This is a genomic window from Hydrococcus rivularis NIES-593, assembly GCF_001904635.1.
In the GTDB taxonomy this organism is placed as follows: domain Bacteria; phylum Cyanobacteriota; class Cyanobacteriia; order Cyanobacteriales; family Microcystaceae; genus Hydrococcus; species Hydrococcus rivularis.
On sequence record NZ_MRCB01000021.1, the window covers coordinates 45,639 to 68,600 of the forward strand.

The 22,962-nt window shown below is 43.0% G+C and carries 18 protein-coding genes and 2 pseudogenes; 15 read left to right on the forward strand and 5 right to left on the reverse strand.

Annotated features, from left to right (window positions below):
• Positions 1-95 precede the first annotated feature (95 nt).
• From NIES593_RS16140 to NIES593_RS16170, 6 genes are all read left to right on the forward strand, one after another.
• Positions 96-1,646 (forward strand): ArnT family glycosyltransferase, encoded by a 1,551-nt coding sequence (locus NIES593_RS16140; RefSeq protein WP_073600557.1) that lies wholly within the window; start codon positions 96-98, stop codon positions 1,644-1,646.
• A 108-nt stretch (positions 1,647-1,754) separates the two neighbouring features.
• Positions 1,755-3,236 carry a CPBP family intramembrane glutamic endopeptidase gene (locus NIES593_RS16145; protein ID WP_245817555.1) on the forward strand — a complete coding sequence of 494 codons (1,482 nt, stop codon included), beginning with the start codon at positions 1,755-1,757 and terminating at the stop codon, positions 3,234-3,236.
• A 51-nt stretch (positions 3,237-3,287) separates the two neighbouring features.
• On the forward strand, positions 3,288-3,647 hold the full coding sequence (locus NIES593_RS16150) for a Rieske (2Fe-2S) protein (RefSeq protein ID WP_073600559.1): 360 nt from the start codon (positions 3,288-3,290) through the stop codon (positions 3,645-3,647).
• Positions 3,648-4,034: 387 nt separating this feature from the next.
• The gene (locus NIES593_RS16155) at positions 4,035-4,334 is read left to right on the forward strand and encodes an RNA recognition motif domain-containing protein (protein ID WP_073600560.1); all 300 of its coding nucleotides are present in this window, start codon (positions 4,035-4,037) and stop codon (positions 4,332-4,334) included.
• 116 nt (positions 4,335-4,450) lie between these two features.
• Positions 4,451-4,642 (forward strand): 30S ribosomal protein S21, encoded by a 192-nt coding sequence (rpsU, locus tag NIES593_RS16160; protein WP_015144427.1) that lies wholly within the window; start codon positions 4,451-4,453, stop codon positions 4,640-4,642.
• A 487-nt stretch (positions 4,643-5,129) separates the two neighbouring features.
• On the forward strand, positions 5,130-7,328 hold the full coding sequence (locus tag NIES593_RS16170; RefSeq protein WP_073600562.1) for a phosphoketolase family protein: 2,199 nt from the start codon (positions 5,130-5,132) through the stop codon (positions 7,326-7,328).
• A 300-nt stretch (positions 7,329-7,628) separates the two neighbouring features.
• On the opposite strand, the gene NIES593_RS16175 is transcribed toward NIES593_RS16170, so the two are convergent.
• From NIES593_RS16175 to NIES593_RS16185, 3 genes are read right to left on the reverse strand one after another with little or no spacing between them, the layout of a single operon-like run.
• Positions 7,629-8,456, reverse strand: a complete 828-nt coding sequence (locus tag NIES593_RS16175) for a carbohydrate ABC transporter permease (RefSeq protein WP_073600563.1) — start codon at positions 8,454-8,456, stop codon at positions 7,629-7,631.
• A 14-nt stretch (positions 8,457-8,470) separates the two neighbouring features.
• Entirely contained in the window at positions 8,471-9,370 is a 900-nt protein-coding gene (locus NIES593_RS16180; protein WP_073600564.1) for a carbohydrate ABC transporter permease, read from the reverse strand.
• 24 nt (positions 9,371-9,394) lie between these two features.
• Positions 9,395-10,705, reverse strand: coding sequence for an extracellular solute-binding protein (locus tag NIES593_RS16185; protein WP_083602470.1), 1,311 nt, complete (start codon positions 10,703-10,705; stop codon positions 9,395-9,397).
• Positions 10,706-10,984: 279 nt separating this feature from the next.
• Here NIES593_RS16185 and NIES593_RS16190 point away from each other — a divergent pair, with 279 nt between their 5' ends.
• A complete protein-coding gene (locus tag NIES593_RS16190) occupies positions 10,985-12,421 on the forward strand; it encodes an MFS transporter (protein WP_073600565.1) in 1,437 nt (478 codons plus the stop codon).
• Positions 12,422-12,687: 266 nt separating this feature from the next.
• Positions 12,688-13,770, forward strand: a complete 1,083-nt coding sequence (psbA, locus tag NIES593_RS16195) for a photosystem II q(b) protein (protein WP_073600566.1) — start codon at positions 12,688-12,690, stop codon at positions 13,768-13,770.
• A 62-nt stretch (positions 13,771-13,832) separates the two neighbouring features.
• Here the strand turns inward: psbA and NIES593_RS23655 are convergent.
• A pseudogene (locus NIES593_RS23655) lies at positions 13,833-13,940 on the reverse strand (pentapeptide repeat-containing protein); the annotation flags it as partial.
• Positions 13,941-13,987: 47 nt separating this feature from the next.
• The gene (locus tag NIES593_RS16200; protein ID WP_139253721.1) at positions 13,988-15,604 is read right to left on the reverse strand and encodes a S8 family peptidase; all 1,617 of its coding nucleotides are present in this window, start codon (positions 15,602-15,604) and stop codon (positions 13,988-13,990) included.
• A 681-nt stretch (positions 15,605-16,285) separates the two neighbouring features.
• On the opposite strand from NIES593_RS16200, the gene psbQ reads away from it, so the two are divergent.
• From psbQ to NIES593_RS16235, 7 genes and pseudogenes are all read left to right on the forward strand, one after another.
• Complete coding sequence (gene psbQ, locus NIES593_RS16205; protein ID WP_073600568.1) at positions 16,286-16,732, forward strand: photosystem II protein PsbQ; 447 nt, start codon at positions 16,286-16,288, stop codon at positions 16,730-16,732.
• Positions 16,733-16,941: 209 nt separating this feature from the next.
• The gene (gene hflX / locus NIES593_RS16210) at positions 16,942-18,651 is read left to right on the forward strand and encodes a GTPase HflX (protein WP_175561161.1); all 1,710 of its coding nucleotides are present in this window, start codon (positions 16,942-16,944) and stop codon (positions 18,649-18,651) included.
• Positions 18,648-19,313, forward strand: a complete 666-nt coding sequence (nfi, locus tag NIES593_RS16215; RefSeq protein ID WP_073600569.1) for a deoxyribonuclease V — start codon at positions 18,648-18,650, stop codon at positions 19,311-19,313. The genes hflX and nfi overlap by 4 nt, the downstream gene beginning before the upstream one ends.
• A gap of 574 nt (positions 19,314-19,887) precedes the next feature.
• Positions 19,888-20,451, forward strand: a complete 564-nt coding sequence (locus NIES593_RS16220) for a hypothetical protein (protein WP_073600570.1) — start codon at positions 19,888-19,890, stop codon at positions 20,449-20,451.
• A 100-nt stretch (positions 20,452-20,551) separates the two neighbouring features.
• A complete protein-coding gene (locus NIES593_RS16225) occupies positions 20,552-21,268 on the forward strand; it encodes a hypothetical protein (RefSeq protein WP_073600571.1) in 717 nt (238 codons plus the stop codon).
• A gap of 379 nt (positions 21,269-21,647) precedes the next feature.
• A pseudogene (locus tag NIES593_RS25270) lies at positions 21,648-21,767 on the forward strand (DUF423 domain-containing protein); the annotation flags it as partial.
• A 221-nt stretch (positions 21,768-21,988) separates the two neighbouring features.
• Positions 21,989-22,951: a ribonuclease Z gene (locus NIES593_RS16235; protein ID WP_073600573.1), complete on the forward strand. Its 963-nt coding sequence runs from the start codon at positions 21,989-21,991 to the stop codon at positions 22,949-22,951.
• Positions 22,952-22,962: the final 11 nt, after the last annotated feature.

Consider the following 22,962-nt stretch of genomic DNA (forward strand, 5'->3'; position numbering starts at 1 on the left):
GGAGAGGGGAGTGTGGGGGGAGTTGGGGGACTGGGAAAGAATTAACTACTAACAATCCTCAATCCAAAATCTAAAATCTAAAATCCTTGCATCGAATGACCAATGACCAACCACTAAAATCAGAATTCAAATTGCTTTTGGGATTATCTATTGCTGCTATCTTTCTCTGGTTAGTTGCTTTGGGAAATTTGCCTCTGCGAGATTGGGATGAGGGATATTATGGTATCGTTGCTAGGGATATGTTGCGGTCTGGAAATTGGCTTTATCCGACGTATTTAGGAGAGCCTTTTCTACTCAAACCTCCTTTAATGATGTGGTTAATTACTATTAGCTATCATTGGGGAGGAATTAATGAGTTTACTACACGCCTGCCTGGTGCTTTGTTAACTGCTTGCGGCGTTCCTTTGCTTTATTTATTAGGTAAAGAAGTTTTTTCTTATCGCCTTCCAGCCGTTTTTAGTGCTTTGGTTTATTTGACGCTTTTACCCGTCGTGCGTCACGGACGACTGGCAATGTTGGATGGGGTAATCAATACTTTTTTTATCTTCTCTCTCTGGTTTTTATTAAAAGCACGTCACAACGATCGCGCTTGCATTGGCGTTGGAATTGGATTGGGAGCAATTGCTTTGACTAAGGGGATTTTAGTACTTGCATTGGGCGCGATCGCAGGGATTTTTCTCTTGGTTAATAAGCAAATAAGGTTATTAATAAGTCCTTATTTGTGGTTGGGAATTTTTCTCGGTTTTCTTCCCGTTATTGTTTGGTACTTGCTACAAATACAGCATTATGGAGATTTATTTATTCAAGTTCATTTTCATTCGCAAAGTTTCGAGCGCTTATCGACTTCACTAGATGGGCATCAGGGAGAATTTTGGTATTACTTTATTGAATTAATCAAATATACGGTTCCCTGGTTATTATTTTTGCCGGGAGGATTTCTACTTGCTTGGCAACAACGCAACCAGAGTTGGGGAAGTTTAGTTCTTATTGGTTCAATTATATACATGGGAACGATTTCTTTGATGGGCACTAAACTTCCTTGGTATATCATGCCCGTTTATCCTTTTGTAGCGCTTGCGGTTGGTGCTTACTTAGAAAAACTTTGGCAAAATAACAAAAAGTACTCAAAATTTTTTGTCGGTATTTTTATCTTTTTAGCCTTTGCTGCTTTAGGAGGTGGCATTTACTTACTCCTAACCGATCCGCAACCGATTTTAATCGTAATGGCTGTATTTTTAATGCTAACGATGGTTTATACTGCTTTGAGAATTCAACAGAATAATCGTATTTTTATCCCAATTTTGTTCGTCGGAATTTATACAACTTTGTTATTGTTTGTAACTTCTAAATCTTGGGTTTGGGAGTTAAATGAAGCTTTCCCGGTAAAACCTGTCGCTGCTTTGATTCAAATGCATACTCCTCCTAATACAGAAGTTTATACTTCTTTTGCCTACGATCGCCCAAGTTTAGATTTTTATAGCGATCGCCAAGTTATTGCTAAAGATGTAGCTACATTACAGCAGTTAAAATCGAGAACAGCTTATATGCTTTTAGATCGAACAACTCTAGAAATATTACAATTACCTAATAATAGCCACTCTTTTGGGACTGTGGAAGGATTTACTTTGATTATTTCTGGACTATAATTTCAATTCAATTCTAAAATTAAATTCTAAGGGAAATAGATGAATATCAAACGAATTATTTTATCCATACTAACTGTTGTATCACTCTTGCCTGTTTTCTTGTCATTAGTGACAAGTATTACTGAACCTCAAGTACAAGCAAATTTAGAGCTTTATTTGGCAAATTTAACGCTTCATGCCTCAGAAGCCAAGCTAGATACGATCGTTCAAAAAAAAGATGATTCTCTTAAATATATTCTTGGAGATGAGCCTTATATAAATGCTAAAAAACAGTATCAAGAAGCTAAAAAAATAGCTAAAAAAAATCTCGAAAAACTCAAAAACCAACTGGCTAGTTATCAAGTTCAAGTTCTCCCTCCAGGATCGGAAACCGCAGGAGAGTTAGAACTATTGAAGCGAGCGGTAGAGCGAGAAAAACAGTCAATTAACCAAATTGATATTAATTTAGGAATTATAGAAACTCAACTGGGAGAAATTAAGAGTGCCTTAAAAATCTGGAATGACGTAATTGAAAAGTCGCAAACTAAAGATGCTCCAGAAGATATTATACAAACAGCAAAAGTTCTACAAAGTTTGTGGGGCGAACCACCACAAGTCTTGCCAAGTTCGGAACTTATCATTAAAAGTCAACTCAAAGGCTGGTTCCGCTATCAAGCTTTAGAAAAGCTTTATCAAGTCCAAAATCGCCAAGACGCTCTCTCTAATCTTCGGCAAAACGAACAAGAAATTGCCCGACAAGTTTTGCTAAGATTAGCACTGATTAATGTTCTCCCACTATTAGGAGGAATTATTGGTCTTGGAATTCTAATATTTCTTTTCGTTCAATGGTTGACTAAAAAAAAGGACTCTCTTTTGGGTTCTGTAAATAATAATCCTTGGCCAACACCGTGGGATGGAGAAACTATTTGGCAAGTTCTAGTTGGGTTTTTCTTTATCAGTCAAATTGCTTTTCCTTTAATATTTTTAGGGATAGGATTATCTCCGATCGCAATGAGCAATATGAGCTTGCTCAAAAAGGCAATTTATGTTCTAGTTGACTATATTTTAATAGCAGCTAGCGAGTTATTAGTGTTATATTTTTCAGTCAAATCTTTTTTCCCGCTAGCAAAAGATTGGTTTCGATTTCAATGGCTGAGCAATTGGATTTTGTGGGGCATAGGCGGCTATTTAGTTGCTTTACCGTTAGTGTTTGTCGTTTCCCTCGCCAATCAACTTTTTTGGCAAGGAAAAGGTGGAAGCAATCCACTCCTTTCCCTTGCCCTACAGGCACAAGATAAATGGGTTTTAGCGATATTTTTCTTCACTGCTTCAGTGGCAGCACCAGTCTTTGAAGAAATTATCTTTCGAGGTTTTTTACTGCCTTCTCTGACTCGCTATCTGCCAGTTTGGGGCGCGATCGCGACTAGCAGTATAGTATTTGCAATTGCTCATTTGAATCTATCGGAGGTCTTACCCCTGGCAACTCTAGGTATTGTCTTAGGGGTAGTTTATACGCGATCGCGCAATCTCCTTTCATCCATCTTACTCCACAGTCTTTGGAATGGCGGAACCTTGTTAAGTCTGTTCGTTTTAGGCAGCGGTGCGGGATAAAGGAAGCGATCGCGACTAAACTTAAAGCAGAAGACTAGGAAAGGAGGTCTTATGAGTTGGACTAAAGTTCTTTCCGTTGAATCCCTCCCTACAGGCGAACGGCAAGTTGTGAAAGTTGGCAAGCGTAACGTTCTGCTGCTCAACCTTGAAGGACAGCTTTACGCGGTAGATAATACCTGCCCTCACCTGAAACTGCCTTTGAAGAATGGCAAAATAACTGAAGATGGAGCGATCGTTTGCCCTTGGCATCGCAGCGCTTTTGACTTAAGTACTGGCGATGTTAAAGAGTGGAGTCCTTGGCCCCCCGGCGTTGGGAAAGCACTGGGGATGATTTCGCGCCAAAGCGCACTGCCAGTTTTTCCCGTTCGCGTGGAAGAGGGAAGTATTTGGATTGATGTAGAAGAATCATAGCACTTTCCCTTCTTGAGGCAAACTAAAGCACGGTTTGAAGGTGGGCAATGAATTATAAGAGACACTAGGTTTCGAGCATTGCCCACCAAAACTGTTAGTTTTAAATTTAGATAATTTATTACCCGCCTACCAATTGGTGTAAAAGCGCCAAGACTCTTAGGAATGGTACGGTAATTTCCTAGCTTTTGGACGGCATATCAAATTCTAGACTTTATTACCAAGCCTGCCTAATATATTCAACAACAGATTTATAATAACCCCCGCTAGGTTGCTGTGTTATAGTCATAGAGTAAGGATTATTTTCGGTTTTGAAACCCCGATTTGCTCTAGCGACAAGTGTTTCTCCGGATCTAACCTCTCTACACCTCTTGATTTTGGAGACAGCTTATGTCGATCTACGTTGGAAATTTATCCTACGAGGTTACCCAAGAAGACCTCGAAGGAGTTTTTAAAGAATATGGAACTGTCAATCGCGTTCAGATGCCTACCGACCGAGAAACAGGTCGCCCGCGAGGATTTGCTTTTGTAGAAATGGGAACAGAGGCAGAAGAAAAGACTGCCATTGAAGCACTTGATGGGGCCCAATGGATGGGGCGCGACTTGAAAGTTAACAAGGCAAAACCCCGCGAAGAAAGGGGTTCTTCTGGTAGCTGGGGTAACAATCGCCGCAGCAATCGTCGTTATTAAGTTTTTACTTAAAGCTTAAATTTCAGGGTCTCTAGCAGATCAAGGTAACTGCGCTACTCTGCTAGAGGCTTTTTTTATTTTTCAGCGTTTCACCATTCATAGGAGGAGTAACAGGCATGACTCAAGTAGTTTTGGGTGAAAATGAAGGAATTGAATCTGCCCTACGACGATTTAAACGTCAGGTTTCTAAAGCGGGGATCTTCCAGGACATGAGGAAGAAACGGCATTTTGAAACGCCAATAGAAAAGGAAAAGCGAAAAGCCCTTGCTAAACATAAACAGCGCAAGCGGCGTTTCCGTTATCGCTAATTATTACTTAACTCTGGGTTTATATACTCGGTTGCGATCGCAGATGTCAAATCTGCCTAATGAACGATCTGCGATCGCTTTATATTTAATTGCTTATTTTCTTGCTGACCAAACGACCAGTTTAGCGTTACCAGTCTCGGCAGAAGAATACATAAAGTAGCATTAAACAGAGTTATGAGCGCGAAATCAACCCAACTTATTTCCATACTGCTTTCCTCTTGAGTTTCGATTGCAGTGGTTTTAAAATTCTGCATCTCTAATTATGCGCTCGAACCTTTAATCTAAGACCGATTGACTCCTTGAAATTTCTTGTAACTGTCATAATTTTTTCTGATAGAAAGATTTTTTAGTGGCAAAAGTCCCTGTCTGCAAGTATCATATCCTGCACTCTTTCGAGCGACGATTGTGGCGATACACTGCTATCTGCCCTAACTAAACTGTAAGATTTATTTAATAATTGGAGTAATGAGAAGGGGTATTTAATAAAATGACAGTTGCTAGCAGAATCCCTACTTTTTGTCAAGGCATTCAGCATTTTGCCGATAGTTTGCCTGACCTTGAAAAGTATGGAAAAGAAGCGGCGATCGCGCCCGGACAGACTGCTATTAGTTCGCCCAGCGATCCGATTGCCGTCTATCAAACCCTCCTCGCCGCCGATGCATTGCGATACCTGACCCTACAAACCACTGCCACCAAAGAATCAGGACACCCCGGCGGATTTGCCAGCATTGCTGAGGGAATTGCCGCCCTTGTCATGTTAGGTTACAAAAACATTATCACTGAAGTCGGACACCACGCTCCAGGATTTTACAGCACCATGTTTCTCGATCGCTCCCTAGAAGACATGGGCATCAAAACCGTACAGCAACTGGGGGAGCGATTCCGAGAAATGCACGGACTCTTGGGACATTTATCGGGGCAAATTCCCGGACTCCTCAATCCTGCCGGCCCCCTCGGACAAGGACAACATTTTGCTATGGCTGGTGCAAAATTGCATCCCGACGTACTCTTCCCCGTCACCATCGGCGATGGCGGTTTGGGCGAACCCTATGTCATGAGTAGCTTTGCTCACTTCCATACTGCCTATCCCGACGTCACCAACTTCCTACCCATTCTCGTGTGGAACGGCTATTCCCAAGAACACCACAGCATGGTTTCCACCAAACCCAACGCAGAAATGATCGAATACTGGAAAGGCAATGGTTTCCAAGAAGTCATTCTCGTCAACGCCAAAGACTTCGACGATGCCAACCAACCTGGGGATTACGTCGATAGCACTAGATTTTCCTTTCAAAAACGTTTAGAATTCGTTCAATCCGTTCTAGAAGCCACCGATAAAGCCGCTAAATCGGCAATGAGTGGCAAGCTAACCGTCCTCATCGTCAAACAACTCAAAGGCGCAGGCGTTCACAAACGGGGCGCACAATCTCACAACCTCTATCCTGGAGATTCTCTAGAAAACGGTTACATTGTCAGCGCCCTCAAAGAACGTGCCTTACCCCCCGAAGCTTGGGAATTAGTCCGCACCAACTTTGAACGTTCGGCTGGTGGTCCGGCCTCCCATCATGTCGTCACGGAAAAAGAATTTCCCTTACCCGACCTAGGCGAATTACCTCTCCAAGAATTCCCCCTTAGAAGCGAGAAAAAAGTCGCGACGACTGCAATGGGAGAATTAATCGTTTACGTCGGGAAAAAAGACCCCAACTTTGTGATTACCAATGCAGATGGAAATGCTGCTTCTGGAATTAACAACGTCAACGTGGGACTTAAAATCATTCATCCCACCCTCGACGATACTTATTTCCAAGCGCCCAAGGGACAAGTCTATGAACCCTTAAGCGAAGATGCTTGCGCGGGGTTGGCTGCTAGTTTAGCCTTATTTGGCGCGCGGACGTTGTGGTGTTCCTACGAATCTTTTGTCATCAATGGTTTACCAGTTTGGCAAACCGTGACTCAGGCAATGGCAGAATTGCGCCGTCCCACCCCTTCTACCATTACTCTATTCACTGCGGGAGCCTTAGAGCAAGGTCGCAACGGTTGGACGCACCAACGTCCAGAGGTGGAAAATTACTTTGCCGCCATGATGCGCAATGGCAATGTCTTTCCCTTATTCCCCTGCGATGCCAACAGCATCCAGGCATGTTATGAATGGGCGCTGGGAACCAAGAATAAGGGAATCGTCATCACGGCGAGTAAGTCAGCCTTACCCGTCCTCACAACCCTCGAACAAACCCGTCAAGCTTTACGAGATGGTGGCGTGGTATTGCACGAAACCGAAGGGAAAAAGAAAGTCGTCTTTGCCGTTGTTGGCGATATGACGTTAATTCCGGTTTTTGATGCCGCCTTGCATCTAGAAAACGAAGGCATAGGAGTACGGATTGTTTCTGTCATCAGTCCTCGTCGCTTGTATCGTCCCGACGATGTTGCATGGCAAGGTAGCGCGCAACCCGACAGTCATTTTTTGGATGATGAAGGATTTGAACGATTGTTTGGCGGCGATGCGTTAATTGGCGTTACTGGCGGCGCGAGTGGAATGTTAGAACCGCTTATGTTACGCAGTGGTGCCAAGCGCGATGTCTTCTCTTGGAAGCGCGGCGAAACGGCTGCCAGTGCGGGTCAAGTGATGGCATATAATGGCTTGACGGCTGAAAATTTAGCCAAGCGTGCCGTTGAGTTGCTTGGTTAAAAGAGATTAATGCCAATTTCCATTCATACCTGCTACAGATAGTTGAATGGGCAAAGGGGAAAGGAGTATACTTCTTTTTCCTTTCCCCGTTTTCCTTTTCCCTCTCCAAGGATTTGTAGCAAGATTTTAGAGAATTCATATAAGTAAGTTGAGTTCATTGTGTTAGCCCCTGCCTGGATCTGGGTATTGCTAGGTGGGGGGTAATTTTGACTGGGATGAAGGAATATTTCAATCAAAAGACAATGGAAGTAGTTGGAAAAAAGTTAGTAACGATTTCACTATCAATATTAATGCGATCGATCATCCCTTAGTGCCTGTAAAAAGCATTCCAGCAACGAAATAACGATTGAAGAATAAATAAATTGCGATCGCTGGCAGTGTAAAAACAATCGATGCTGCCATAATATAGTTCCAATAACTGATATAAAGTCCTTTAAAGGTATTTAATCCTAACGGAAGCGTAAACATTTCTGGAGAGGATAAAATCATTAATGGCATTAAAAAGTTGTTCCAAGAACTCATAAAAATAAAAATAGTTTGTGCTGCTAAAGCTGGTTTAGCTAGAGGCAAAACAATATAGAAAAAAGTTTCCCAGCGATTTAATCCATCTAATGCCGCAGCTTCTTCTAGTTCCTTGGGAAAATTGACAAAAAATTGTCGCATCATAAAAATAAATGTAGCATTGGCCGCATTCGGTACGATCAGTCCTTGATAACTATTCAGCCATCCCAAATACTTTAAAATCAAGTAAGTAGGAATTAATGTAACTTGGATAGGAATTAGTAAAACTGCCACGATTAATCCAAATAATAATGGCTGTCCTGGAAAGGAAATTCTTGCTAAAGCATAGCCAGCCATAGAATTGAATAAAAGGTTTAATCCAGTAACGCAGACAGCTACAAATACGCTATTTAAAAACCAGCGTCCGAATAAAGGCGATTCAAAAAAAATTTGTCGGTAGTTATCGAGAGTAAAATTTTGAGGAATAAAATTTAAGCCACCAGCTACAATTTCATTAAGAGGTTTAAAAGAGGCTGAAAGTGCCCAAGCAAAGGGGACACAAGTAATAATTGAATATAGAATTAAGAAGATATAAAGAATAGGTTTTAGTCCGAGAAAAACTTTCACTCTTCTTTCCTTATTTAGGATATTTTTTCATTTTGAAAGAAACGACGCTGAATTAGTGTTACTATCAAAATTACACCTGCTAGCATCAAGGCAAGTGCGGCAGCGTAGCCCATATCTAAACTTTTGAAAGCGTATTGATAAATTAAAAGGACAACTGTCAGTGTTGAATTATTAGGACCACCGGAACCATTTGAAAAGATATAAGATTGATCGAATAACTGAAACGTACCAATAATTCCCATCACGATGACAAAAAAAGTAACGGGTTTAAGCAAGGGTAATGTAATATTAAAAAAGCGATCGCACTCATTGGCTCCATCAATTTTTGCTGCCTCATATAATTCGGAAGGAATGTCTTGGAGTGCGGCTAAATAGATGACCATAAAAAACGGAACAGTAGACCAAACATTCATAATCATGATAGCTTTAAGAGCTACCTGGGGATCGCCCAACCAGTTATAGGTTGGCAACCCAACATGAGAAAGCAAATTATTCAACAAACCATTAGAGTTATAAATCCAAATAAAAATTAAAGTTAAAACAGCAGAAGAAGTTACAGTTGGCAGAAAAAAGATAACTCGAAATAACTGTCTGCCTTTGATACTAGCATTCAAGATCGTAGCTAGAATCAGTGCCAAAATAGTTTGGCTAGGAACAACGACGATCACATAATCAAAAGTATTTTTAAAAGCCATCAAAACTCTTTCATCATCTAAGATTCTGCTGAAGTTTCGACTGCCAACCAATCGATAACTTAGCTCTCCTAAAACTTGAACCTTATGAAAAGATAAAAATATGGCATAGAGAATTGGTAAAAATAAAAATACACCTAAAATAATTAGACTAGGAGCCATAAATAAATATCCAGAAGATGCTTCCTGTTGCAAAACCTTTTTTTGACTCTTTTTTTTCATGAAATTATTCGGGACTTATTGGATTTAGTAATCAGCTGCTTGAATTTCTTTATTGGCATCTTTTTGAGCTTTTTGCAAGGCTTTTATTAAAGATTGCTGACCCAATAAAGCACTTAAAAATTGATTATTAAAATGAGTTCTAATAGTCGGTAAATTTATTCCAGCTTGCCATATCGTTGCATAATTTATTCCTCTGATAAAAGGAGCGTAAAGAGGATTTTCTATATATCCTAGTTCTGATAGGATCGATCTTCGGCTTGGCAAGACAACTCCACCTTTTGCCCAAGCTTGCATGCCCTCTTTTCCAGTCAGATAAGAGATGAGTTTCCAGGCTGCATCTTTATGTTTGGCTTTTTTGTTCATTACATAAGCAACTGTATAAGCCATCGTGCTTTTTTTTCCGTTTATTGATGGCACCTCAGCTGTAGCAAATTCAAGATTGGGAAAGGTTTCTTTTAAATAAGGAATTGCCCAATTTCCGTCAACTACCATTGCGGCTTTTCCCTGACCAAACATTTCACTATCAGAACTTGCGCCCACATCTGAAGGTTGAGCAGCCGTTCGATCTTTTTGATATTGTTCGACAATTTTCTTTAACCCTTTTACACTCTTTTTTGTCGCAAAACTAGCGTAATCTTTTCGGTTGATTAATTCTCCTCCAAACGCTTTCATTAAAAAGTATTGACGCGCGAGTTCTGGCGTAATTCCCAAACCATAGCGATCTTTTCTGCGATCGCCATTAAGATCGACAGTAAGTTTTTTAGAATATTTCCGCAACTGTTGCCAAGTTTTTGGAGGAGTCTTTAAGTTAGCTTGACTGAAGAATTGTTTGTTATAAAATAAAGCTAGTGTAGAAAAATCTTTTGGCAAGCCGTAGAGTTGACCTTTGTATCTGAATGCTTCGAGCAAAGAAGGTTCAAAATCAGCTAGATCGAACTCAGCAGTAATGTAGCTATCTAAAGGTTCTAAAACCCCATAACTCATCAGTAAAGGGGCTTCAAAAGCCTCTAAATAAAAAACATCCGGCGCAGCATCGCCAATTAATCGCGTTTTGATAACATCCATATACTGGTCGGTTATGATTTCAAAGTCGATCTTTATATGGGGATGTTTCGCTTCAAAATCTTTTAAAACTTGTTCTATCAAATGTCTTTCAGTAGGATTGCTTTGCCAGCCACTTAGCGTTACGGTGGTTATTCCATTCGTATTTTGGCTACAGGCTGTCAGAGAAAAAACAATTAACAATAAACTTCCCCATTTTAGAAAAAATTGCTTAATTTTAAAAAAAAATGAAGATAAGTAGGGAATTTTATTGTCAATAGCAGGAGTGGTCATCGACTACATAATTCTTAATAAAATGTAGCGGCAAAGATTAATTTTTGCAGCTCGATCGCTACACTGGAGCTTTTTGAGGGAAACCCAACAGGGATCGCTAATTTCTATTGTCGCTAAAGTCTGACTCTTTCGACAAGACCTCTCTAGATTTTCGATTTTTTATAAATCCCAGTTTATTTGGTTTTCAATTTTTGCAGATCGATCGCAAAATATTAAAGATTTCTTTATGATTAGTCTGTCTTTTGACTTCCTAAGCCAATTTGAAATCCGTTCGTCTTTATGCTCAAATTACCCGGAGATATTGCCTTCGTAAAAACCCGAAAGCTATCGGTTTCAGAGACGCTAACCCCACCAAACAGTACCGATAGGTTAGGCGATGCGATCGCTATTGCAGAGAGCGCTTTTATCGCTCCATCCGCCAAACCTGCCAAACAACAGATCCGCAGCAGCCTCAAAGCTTCAACCTACGATAGCATTTTCTCGACAATTTTCTCCTGCGCGACAGGCGATGTTTTACTGAGCAATTTCTTGCTAAAGTTGGGAGCTACGAGCGTAGAAATTGGTTATCTAGCAGCGATCCCCATGCTAGCCAACTTTCTCCAACCCGTAGGCGCATACTTGGCAGATCGAACGATTAGCCGTCGTTGGTATAACTTTCGAGTTTTCAGTCCAGCGCGAATGTTATGGATGATTTTAGTCTTAGGAATTATTGGTTTTGGGGCACATCTATTTGAAGCGCACCAACTGATTCAATGGACGCTATTAATTTCCCTATTTACCCATACCTGCGGCGCTATGGGCAGCGCTTCCTGGGTTAGCTGGATGGCAGTCTTAGTTCCCCGGCGCTTGCGGGGGCGATATTTTGGACTGCGCAATAGTATGGCAAATCTAACTAACTTGTTTTGCGTGCCTTTACTGGGAACGTTCGTGTCTTATTGGGGAGGCGGAACAATTCAAGCCTACAGTCTGGTCTTAACTCTGGCAGTCTTGGCAGGGATTGTTAGTTTGAGCTTTCAGTTGTTGATGGCAGATGTCAATCCACAGGCAGCAAGCGAAGCGATCGCGCCTGAGTCAGGTTCAGTTCCCCAACCGCCTACATTTGTCAATTTCCTGAGAGATACTAACTTCCTTAAATATCTATTCTATTACGGCGTGTGGATGTTTGCCGTTAACCTCAGCCTCCCTTTTTTCAATGTTTATCTACTCAAAGACTTGGGACTGGATATCAGTTGCGTGACCATCTATAGTAGTCTCAACGCAGGGGCTAATGTCTTGATGCTGCTGATATGGGGAAAATTGGCAGACCACGTCGGCAATCGTCGGGTGTTGCTGTCGGTAGGAATTTTAGTTGCCGCAATCCCTTTACTGTGGCTGGGGGTTAATACTGATAGGCTTTCTGTTTGGCTATGGTTGCCCCTATTATACGTGCTTTGGGGCAGCGCTTGGTCGGCAATCGATCTTTGCTCTAATAATTTACAAATGGCGATCGCGCCTATCGGGAAGTCATCGTCGAGTTATTTTGCAACTGCGGCTGCTATCAGCGGCTTGGGAGGTGCATTGGGAACGACTACTGGAGGCTTCTTGAGTCAGTACGCTTCTTTCGGCGGCATTGGCGGACTATTTATTCTTTCTGCCGTACTGCGCCTAGTAGCGCTCTTGCCCTTAATCTTTGTCCGCGAACCAGGGAGACAATCTCCTTCTCTTGTGCTTCCCTAACTCGAAAACTCCTAATATCAATTTCCTTCCTCTTTTTTGACTACAGATAAAGAAAGAGGGAAGCGTGGAGAGTATGGGAAGAGGGGGAGTGAGTATGGGAGAACTAATTCCCCACACTCCCATTTCTCCCGCTCTAAGGGATTTGTAGCAGGCATTTTTGAAGAAGGTATTATTTAACTTGACAACTAAATAACTTTTTAGTTATATAAAGAAAGAACATTTAGTTCTTCTCTTTTTACCTAGTACGCAAGCACTAATTCAGACTTATGAACACTCTCTTGCACCGGCAAAGTAGTGCCAATTTATGGACTCGGTTGTGTGACTGGATAACCAGCACAGAAAATCGACTGTATGTTGGCTGGTTTGGGGTTCTCTTAATCCCCACCGCCTTAGTTTCTGCGATTGTTTTTATCCTTGCCATTATTGCCGCACCTCCAGTGGATATTGATGGAATCCGCGAGCCTGTAACGGGTTCGCTGCTTGGCGGCAATAATCTGATGACGGCAACTGTCGTTCCCACTTCGGCTGCGATTGGCTTGCATTTTTACCCGATTTGGGATGCTTCCACTCTCGACGAATGGCTCTACAATGGTGGTCCCTATGAGCTAATCGTGCTCCATTTTCTGATTGCCATCTATGCTTATATGGGTCGTCAGTGGGAACTGAGCTATCGTCTGGGTATGCGTCCTTGGATTTCGGTTGCCTTTTCGGCTCCGGTTGCGGCTGCCACTTCCGTGCTGTTGATCTATCCCATCGGACAAGGAAGCTTTTCTGATGGACTGATGCTCGGTGTCTCCGGGACTTTCAACTTTATGATTGTCTTCACGGCAGAACATAATGTTCTCATGCACCCCTTTCACATGCTCGGCGTGGCTGGAGTATTTGGAGGAGCATTATTTGCAGCCATGCATGGCTCTTTGGTGACTTCTAGCTTGATCCGAGAGACGACGGAAACCGAATCGGCTAATGCTGGCTACAAGTTCGGTCAGGAAGCAGAAACCTATAACATTGTCGCAGCGCACGGTTATTTTGGACGGCTGATCTTTCAGTATGCTAGCTTTAATAACTCGCGATCGCTGCACTTTTTCCTAGCCGCTTGGCCCGTGGTGGGAATTTGGTTTGCCGCGATGGGAATTAGTACGATGGCATTTAACCTCAATGGGTTTAATTTCAACGATTCTATTCTTGACAGTCAAGGACGACCGATTCCCACTTGGGCAGATATCCTTAACCGAGCCAATCTGGGCATCGAGGTGATGCACGAACGCAATGCTCACAACTTCCCCCTCGATTTAGCTTCGGCTCCAGCGCAACCAGTAGCTTTAGTTGCTCCCGTTGTTAAGGGTTAAGGGTTAATTTTTGTCTTGCTATCCATATCTTATCAGCACTCTTTCTAGAGTGCTGTTTCTTTATTAACTCGATATAAAAGTGCCGCACTGAGGTTGGCATAGTTTAAGTCTGCACCGCTCAAGTCAGCTTTACCTATGTCTGTCCGTTGGTCGGAAGTGGGACGAAAATCCACTAACTGGGAACGCAAAAAGAAACTGCATAAATAAGCGATCGCTACTACAGAACAGCAGAACTATCGAGACTTCCAACAACTATCTTCAATGATTCGTTCAATCCATCTATTGTAGTTACAGGCAAACTGTTAGGTCGAACAATCCCGCCATAGCTGCTATAGCCATCAATTAAAACCTCCTCAAACGACTCGGTATCCGTTCCCAGAAGAAAGGAATCCTCTTCTGAGAGCCTTGCTCCAGCCGTGTTAGTACCTGTAAGGGGATCGTAACTGGTAGCTCTGCCAAATTGTCTCTTAGCTGAGGCTGGACTGTTATTATTGTCCATGCTCGCAATTGCCTTGCCAAGGGCATTCATATCGATGCGCTTGAAGACGAGACCCGTATTTTCGACGTTATCTTGCTCGTCGTCGCCGTCGATAATGCTTTTACCTGTAGAAGCTAAGAGATTCTCTAGTTCGCCGACGCTCAATCGCCGTCCCAGTTCCCGCACGGCTAGCTGTTGGGCGAGCGCGATCGCGCCTGTTACGTGAGCAGCCGCTTGACTGGTGCCTTGTAGCGTCATCGTACCGCCATCGGCGTTAGCCGCTGCAATCGGCCCGCCTGGGGCAAAGATGGAAGTAAGGGTTTCATGGCGCTGGGAAATGGGCATAATGCGATCCGCTCCGGTAGAATTCGCATTGGCACCGTTGCTGTAGGATACGCTGCCGACATCTGAGCTATAGACCGCACCAACCGAGATGACGTTAGGATCGGCAGCAGGATACATCACGCCGCGATCGCTTTGGGAAGCGTAAAAATTATTCCCCGCCGCCGTTACGACGGCAACATCGTTACCTGCCAATGTTTCTATTTCATCGTCAATCCCATAACTGCGAATTGGCTCGTTATAATTGCCGTTATCTCCAAAAGAGAGATTGACGCTGGCAATATTGTAATTATCGAGATTGGCGACTACCCATTGCAAGGCTTCTTCGACATACTGGAAGCTGCCACCCCCATCATCTTCAAAGACCTTGAGGTGAATGATGTTTGCACCTGGCGCCACGCCGGGATATTGGCTATCCGAGGAGGCAATAATACTCGACATGTGGCTCCCGTGTCCGCTGCGATCGCTCGCGTCTGCATCTTTAGAAGCAAAATCGTATTGAGCCACAATGCGATCGGCAACGCCATTTTTGTCGCTGTCTGGTCCGAAAAAAGGATGATCTCGGTCGATTCCGGTATCGAGAACTACTACTGTGAATCCCTGTCCGTTAATTCCGGCAAAGCGACTATCGGCGCGGAACTCGCTGAGGTTCATTAGCGGACTGGCACCGTTGCTTGGGGGTACAATCTCCGAGCTAGAGACGTTTTTCCCCTGTGCGTAAATTGGTTTAACTGAATCGGCAAAAAAATCTTCTTCTACTAGATTCTTTGGCTCTAGATTCGGTTTGTTCCGGGTAACTGATGAGGGATCGGATTTTCTATCGGGTTGTGGCGAAGAAATCCCTTTTTCGGCGACTAGCGACCAGTTATCTGCGCTCGATCGTTGTTTTTCACTGATTACTGGTAGCCCATCAGTGGTAATTGTTTTGTCACCACTCTCTAGTTCCCAGTTACTCTGAATTCCTAAATCTAGTCCATTGATGTCAAGCAGGGATTGGGGTTGCGTTTCACTCATAATTATCGTCAAAGCTATTTGGTTATCTCGAACGATTTCTTCCTCTGCCAAGTATAATGGGTTGCGTCTCTTTATTTTCGATCGCAAAAAAATCCGTTCTTTGTGCAAATTAGTATTGCATTTCTCTAAATAGTGATGAAATAGTCAAACATGTTAGCTAGGATTCATCCAAATAAAATAAAGAAATAATATGAGTTTTTATCTATAAAATAATCTTTTCAAATTAGACTTCTTGCAACAGTCAGAATCTAATGAGATAAATAAGTCAACAAGAGCCAGGAAAATGACTTTGTTATTTCCCTTGTTTTTTATCAGGTAATTCGAGCGCGATCGCAAATATTAAAGCTCTAAAAATAAAACTTTTTAATTCGTCATACGTCTTTTATCATTTGTCATTGGGGAGTAGTCGTAGGAGCGTTTTTTGTATTAAGTGTAGGTAAATCTCTCGTGTTTTTAGATAAACCCGCTGTATAGGGGTTAGTAGTTAATTGTCTCTCCATCTCCCCTTGCTCCCTTGTCTGTCTTGTCTCCCACACTCTCCACACCTCCCATACTCCTCACACTCCCATTTCAAAAAACGGCGATTGTTAATTTTTGTATCTTACCAGGCGTTCTAAAGAGACGGATTCCTGAGACAATCAGTAGTAAATTAGTAAATCGTTGAATAGTAATAATAGAGAAATGCCACGTCTTCGGTCTATTCTGTCTTTGATTTTGATACTGGTCGCAACCTTGTTGGTCAGTTGTTCTAGTCCCCAAGCAACTATCCCAACTACCTACACGCCAGAGAAAATCGCCCAACTTCAAGTGTTGGTAGAACCTGTAGAAGAAGTACGAGAACGGATGTCGGAACTCCGAGATCTCATTGCTAATAGAAAGTGGGTTGATGCAGGTAGTCTCATCCACGGTCCTTTCGGACACCTGCGTCAAGACATGCTAAATTTATCCCGCAGCCTGTTACCCAAAGATCGAGAACAAGCGACTAAGCTGGCTAAGGAGTTATTCGTTCACTTTGAACGCATTGATGCAGCTGCTAAAGCTCGCAATTCTGAAATTGCCGAGACTCAATATCGCGAGGCATTGAGAGACTTCGATGCCTTTTTGGATCTCATTCCCAAAGCGGGCTAAATTCAGTAATTAGTAATCGGTAGTTAGTTGTTAGTCGTTATTAGTTTATTTCCACTAATTAATAATTACTAACGACTAACTATTTTTCGAGCGGCGATCGCAAAATATAGAAAATTCTCTAAACCTAGAGTTGTTTAAGTCAAGTAAAGGAATCTGTACTATACGTATTACAAGATCTAGAATAAGAATTACAAGCCCAGCAAAGGAGAATGCCTATCGATACCATCTACGGAAACCTACAGGGTCTGAAGCCCAGCCAAATCAAACAACTACAACGACTGTACCATCAGCGCTTACCTGGCGATCGCTTTACTACGCCAGAATTTGCCCAACGACTGGCAGCGATTAGCACGGAAATCGATCGCCCCGTCTGTGCCTATGTCAATCGTCGGGGACAGATCGTTCGCGTAGGCATAGGAACCCCTCGCCAAACCCAAATCCCCGCTCTCGAACTACCTCGTTACGGTGCAGAACGACTTTGCGGCATTCGTTGTATCGCCACCAAACTCAAAACCGAACCGCCCAAAGAAGCTAGTCTCACGGCGATGGTGTTGCAGCGATTGGATGCGTTGGTCGTGTTAACCCTGACAGGAACGGGGTTTGAACGACGCGGTGGCGGCGCGACGGGCTATGTCAAGGAAGCCTATATAGCTCATCTTCTGCCTCCGTCAGAACTCAATCCAGATAACCGCTACTATTGGACGGTTTCGCCGCCTATGAGTCTAGACGTTCTTGCCAGACAGGATTTTCTGGATTTAGTCGAAAGCTTAGAAGCAGAATTTCAACGGGAATACGTCGCGCAACAAGTCGATGCCGATCGCGATCGCGCGATCGTTGTTGGCTTAAAGACAGAGGACATGAGTAACAACGAATTTGAAACGGGTTTGGCAGAACTAGAACGGCTGGTAGATACGGCTGGCGGAGAAGTTTTGGATATCATTCGACAAAAGCGCCCTCGTCCCGATTCGCAAACGGTCGTCGGCGCGGGCAAGGTAGAAGAAATTGCTCTCAAAGTTCAGACTCTGGGCGCAAATTTAGTCGTTTTCGATCGCGATTTGTCTCCCGCCCAAGTTCGCAACCTAGAAACTCAATTCGGGATTCGCGTAGTCGATCGCACCGAAGTAATTTTAGATATCTTTGCTCAACGCGCCCAATCCCGCGCGGGAAAATTACAGGTCGAACTGGCACAGTTAGAATACATGCTGCCTCGCCTGACAGGTCGAGGACGGGCAATGTCTCGTCTAGGCGGCGGAATCGGCACTAGAGGTCCTGGAGAAACCAAATTAGAAACCGAACGCCGTACCATTCAGCGTCGCATTGCCCGCCTGCAACAAGAAGTCAACGAACTCCAGGCGCACCGTTCCCGCTTGCGCAAACAACGCCAAAAGAAAGAAGTGCCCAGCGTGGCTATTGTCGGCTATACCAATGCGGGTAAGTCTACCCTAATTAACGCCCTGACCAATGCTGAGGTCTATGTAGCCGATCGACTGTTTGCGACCCTCGATCCGACGACTCGGCGGCTGCCAGTGCCCGATCCCGAAACGGGGGAATCTCGAACGATCCTGCTAACCGACACGGTAGGATTTATTCACGAACTTCCTCCTTCTCTGGTGGATGCTTTCCGTGCCACCCTCGAAGAAGTGACCGAAGCCGATGCCTTGCTTCACGTCGTCGATTTGTCCCATCGGGCTTGGCACGCCCAGTTGCGATCGGTCATGGCGATTCTTGCGGAGATGCCCCTGACACCGGGACCGATGCTGATTGCTTTTAACAAAATCGATCGCGTCGATAGCGAGACGCTAGAACGAGCCAAGGAAGAATTTCCACTGGCTGTCTTTATTTCTGCAACTGAGCGTTTCGGATTAGAAACCCTCACAGAGAAATTGGGTCAGTTGGTTCACTACGCAATGGCGCAATGAAAATTAACTGCAATTCTGCTTGGGCGCAAACCGTTGAGGAAGCGATCGAGATCCAAAAGCAACTCCGACATTTAGTTATTGTAGAAAATGACTTGGGAGAGGTTCGTTATGTCGCTGGAGTAGACGTGGGATTTGAGGACAATTACACGATGACGCAAGCTGCCGTAGCCGTGTTGAGTTTTCCCCAATTGCAGTTACTCGAAAGCGCGATCGCTCAGATTCCCACGACTTTTCCTTATATTCCCGGATTCCTCTCTTTCCGGGAAATTCCCGCGATTCTAAAAGCCCTCGAAAAACTCAATCTCGCTCCCGATTTAATTCTCTGCGACGGTCAGGGCATCGCCCATCCTCGCCGCTTTGGGATTGCATGCCATCTGGGAGTTTTAATAGATGTTCCGACGATTGGCGTGGCAAAATCTTTATTGGTGGGCAAACATGAAGAATTGTCTCCAGAAAAAGGCAGTTGGCAACCGTTGCGCGATCGCGGCGAAGTCGTCGGGGCAGTCTTGCGTACCCGTACCAATGTCAACCCGGTCTATGTTTCTGTTGGACATCGTATCAGTCTGATTACGGCGATCGATTATGTTTTGCGCTGTACGACCAAATATCGTTTGCCAGAAACAACGCGATTGGCTGATAAATTGGCTTCGGGAAAAAAGTAATTGTTTTGGGCTACTTCTTCTTTGCAGTTTATCTGCATTCTTATTTAGCATAACTTTAAATATTTTGCTCTACTGGAGCCAGGTAATTTAGCCATGTCTTCATATTCTCTTTAAAATTGACCGATGAATTTTAAAATTTTAATAAACCAAGTAGAAATTAAGTAGAAAGATGTAGACAGCTCTACAGTGCAATGTTATCAAAGTAGTAGTCGGGTTAAAAAATCTTAAATTTGAAGATATAAACATAGCTAACCAAGCAAACAAAGCTTTTTAAAATTTTTTAATAACTATTAGCCGTAAAGATTTAATCTTGTTTTTGACGGCACAATATATCTTGCTTATTTTTACAGAAAATTGACAGGATGCAAAAATATATTGATTAAAAAGGTATCTCAAATGACATCTTCTGAATCTAATAATAGCAATGCGAATAATCGAGACTCCTTTTAGAGAGTTGGAAGTTCAATTCAACGTTGAGAACAACAAGAGTAACGCAGTTTTGGACGGGAATAATCGAGACTCCTTTTATGGATTTTGAAATTCAATAATTAAGTATCCTAAATAGGTAAAACCAATGACCTCTTCTGAATCAAGTAACCAAAATAGCATTGAAGTGAATGGAGTTTTATTTGAAACGCTTGTCCCACAGCCAATAGTAACTATTCCTCCATACGGAGAAGAAACTTCAGTGCAATTTGGAGTAAGGATAACTAATTTAACCAACACTCCCTATCGTTTTGATTTACAACTATTTTTTCCTGAATTACTAAATTCACATCAAAGACTAATTTTAAGCGGAATAAATAGAAATACAAGTACTTTAATTCAAGACTCCGATATTCCACTAATTATACCCAGGAAAAGTGTGAAGTTTTTGATAGCCGTTAAATTAATTTGGTTGCATCAAAAATTTCTCAGACTTCGAGGGGAAATGTACGGAGGAATTTTAGATTTCTATGAGATTTATGAACGTGGCAATTTATACAATTTACATCCAGGTAAATATCAAATCAGATTTAACTATGAAAATCAATTATTGAATAAAAAAATGTTTTTGCTTTCTACAGGAAGAACACAAGTTAATCAGTTTTGGATTGGAAGAGTTAAGACCCCTTTTGTACAGTTAAATTTTCAATAAATTGATAAAATCTCCGCTAATTGTGAGTTCAAGATATCTCTAAAACTCAAGAACAGTTTTGTCCGATCTTTATTACTTTTATTTTCTTAAAGGAAAAAATATGCGTAAAGCCAATTTATCTATAACAACTGTTTTAGTAGGAATATCTACTGTCATTCTAGGAACAGTTCCAGCCCAAGGTTTTAATATAGTTTATAAAGATCCACTAATTTCTCTCAGGAATTTAGAGCCTTTAGAATACGCAACTCCAAGCGGAGATAAAGGAAAAGTTTGGGTAGATTCCCCTCTTGAAAAATTACGTCCGCCGAGTGGAGAATTATTGGAGCTTTTTAGACAACAATTTTCTGACTGGGAATTTGAAGCATTCTTTAGACCAGTATACGGTGATTTTGTAGTAAATGATTATAGGGCTTGTCCTCCTGGTGCTTGTGGAATAGGTCTATTAGTTGGAGGGCTTCTTGACCTCGATTATTTACCAAGAAAGTTTTTCGATCCAGAACTTGGCAAAGAATATAATGACTTTCCCGATCCCACTACTGGTAGAGTGCAATGGATTCAGTGGGTGGAAAATAACCATAGTTTGCAAGGCGGACATGGTGTAGAAGAAAGGGTTCTCGATACCAAATCAAATACCCCTTTCTACTATGGTGAACGTTTACTAAAAAATATGAACGACCCTAATTACTTTTTAAGAAATAAAGAAGTCCCTATTTTTTCTTTGACACTTCTGGGAGAACAGACTTTTGGGAGGATCACAACTGGATTGCCAATCTCTACCTGGCATATCAAAAAGAAGAAAATCCGCGCAAAATTTTAATCTTTGGTGGAGTTCGCTGGGGTTGGCAGAATCGAGTAGAGCGTCGCAGGCGACAAAGAGAGCCAGTTTGTCCATCCTCTAGAGTAGATGCAACGGTAATACCTGTTGGGGACAAGTATTTGTATGAGTTTGAAGTATTCAACACTTCACCTGTTCTGACAGGCGGTGGTTACGGCAGAGAATGCGATGAGATTGTCAACTGGGAACTACCACTCTTCGATATTGGTGATTTAGATCTAGCAAGCATCGCCAGTCCGTCAGGTTGGACTGTTGAACTTTTACCTCCTGACAGTATGAGTGATTACTACAACAATTCCAACAGTCCTTACAATTTCAGCAAGTGGAACTACAATGCTGCTGACGACCAACTTCCGCTGCTATTTTGGCTGGCTTATCGGTTGCGACGCGGGCATTTGCCCACGCAGCGAAGGTAAAATTAACCGAACGTGCCAGAGAAATTTTTGAGACGGGGGCTAACTATCGGATTTATCGCGCCCTCACTTAGATCTCTTTAGATATGTATGTGGCTGTGTCATGATAGTTCAAAGTTGAGAGTGCGCAAAGCACCGCTGCTTTCGGATCTGAACTTCTTCAGGCAGGGTCGGCGGTTCAAAGTTCAAAACATTTGGCTTGCTCATTTTGAATTTTGAACTTTAAATTTTGAGCTATTTTAGTCACGATAGGTAAAGAAGGCATTCAAAGACAAGAAGAGATAGCACCGTGGAGATTACGTTTTTAGGCACGAGTTCTGGAGTCCCGACGCGATCGCGCAATGTTTCTAGCGTTGCCCTGCGCCTGCCCCAACGGGCGGAAGTATGGCTATTCGACTGCGGCGAAGGAACTCAGCACCAACTACTGCGCAGCGACATTAGAAGTTCTCAAATCCGGCGGATTTTTATTACCCACATGCACGGCGATCACATCTTTGGTTTGATGGGATTGCTAGCTAGCTGCGGATTGGCAGGCAGCGCCCAGGCGATCGATATCTACGGACCAACAGGTCTAGACGATTATATACGTGCTTGCTCCAAGTATTCCTACACTTATTTTTCTAACCGAGTTAAAGTTCATCCCATTAGTCCCGGACGTGTTTATGAAGATGAAGAATTTATCATCAGTTGCCGCCTTTTGAAGCATCGGGTTCCTGCCTATGGCTACCGCATTTGCGAAAAAGACCGTCCCGGACGCTTCAACGTCGAAAAAGCTACTGCTCTCGGCATTCCTGCCGGTCCAATTTACGGTCAGCTCAAACGCGGCGAGACTGTTACCCTGCCCGACGGTCGGCGCATTCGAGGCTCTGACTTGTGTGGCGAAACCGAACCCGGTCGCAAAATTGCCTATTGCACCGATACGATTTATTGCGACTCGGCAGTCGAACTGGCTGAAGATGCAGACGTTCTCATTCACGAAGCCACCTTTGCTCATGAAGACGCTCAGATGGCGTTTGAGAGCCTCCATTCTACCTCGACGATGGCAGCACAAGTGGCACTGGCAGCTAAAGTCAAGCAGTTAATCATGACCCACTTCAGTCCTCGTTATACTTCTACCAATGCAATGGATGTAAAAGACTTACTCGCAGAAGCTAAAGCGATTTTTCCCAATACGATGCTCGCCTACGATTTCTTGACCTATGAAGTTCCCAGACGACGGACGGTTGAGGAACATCAGGTATCGACTGTTTGAGTCAATACTTC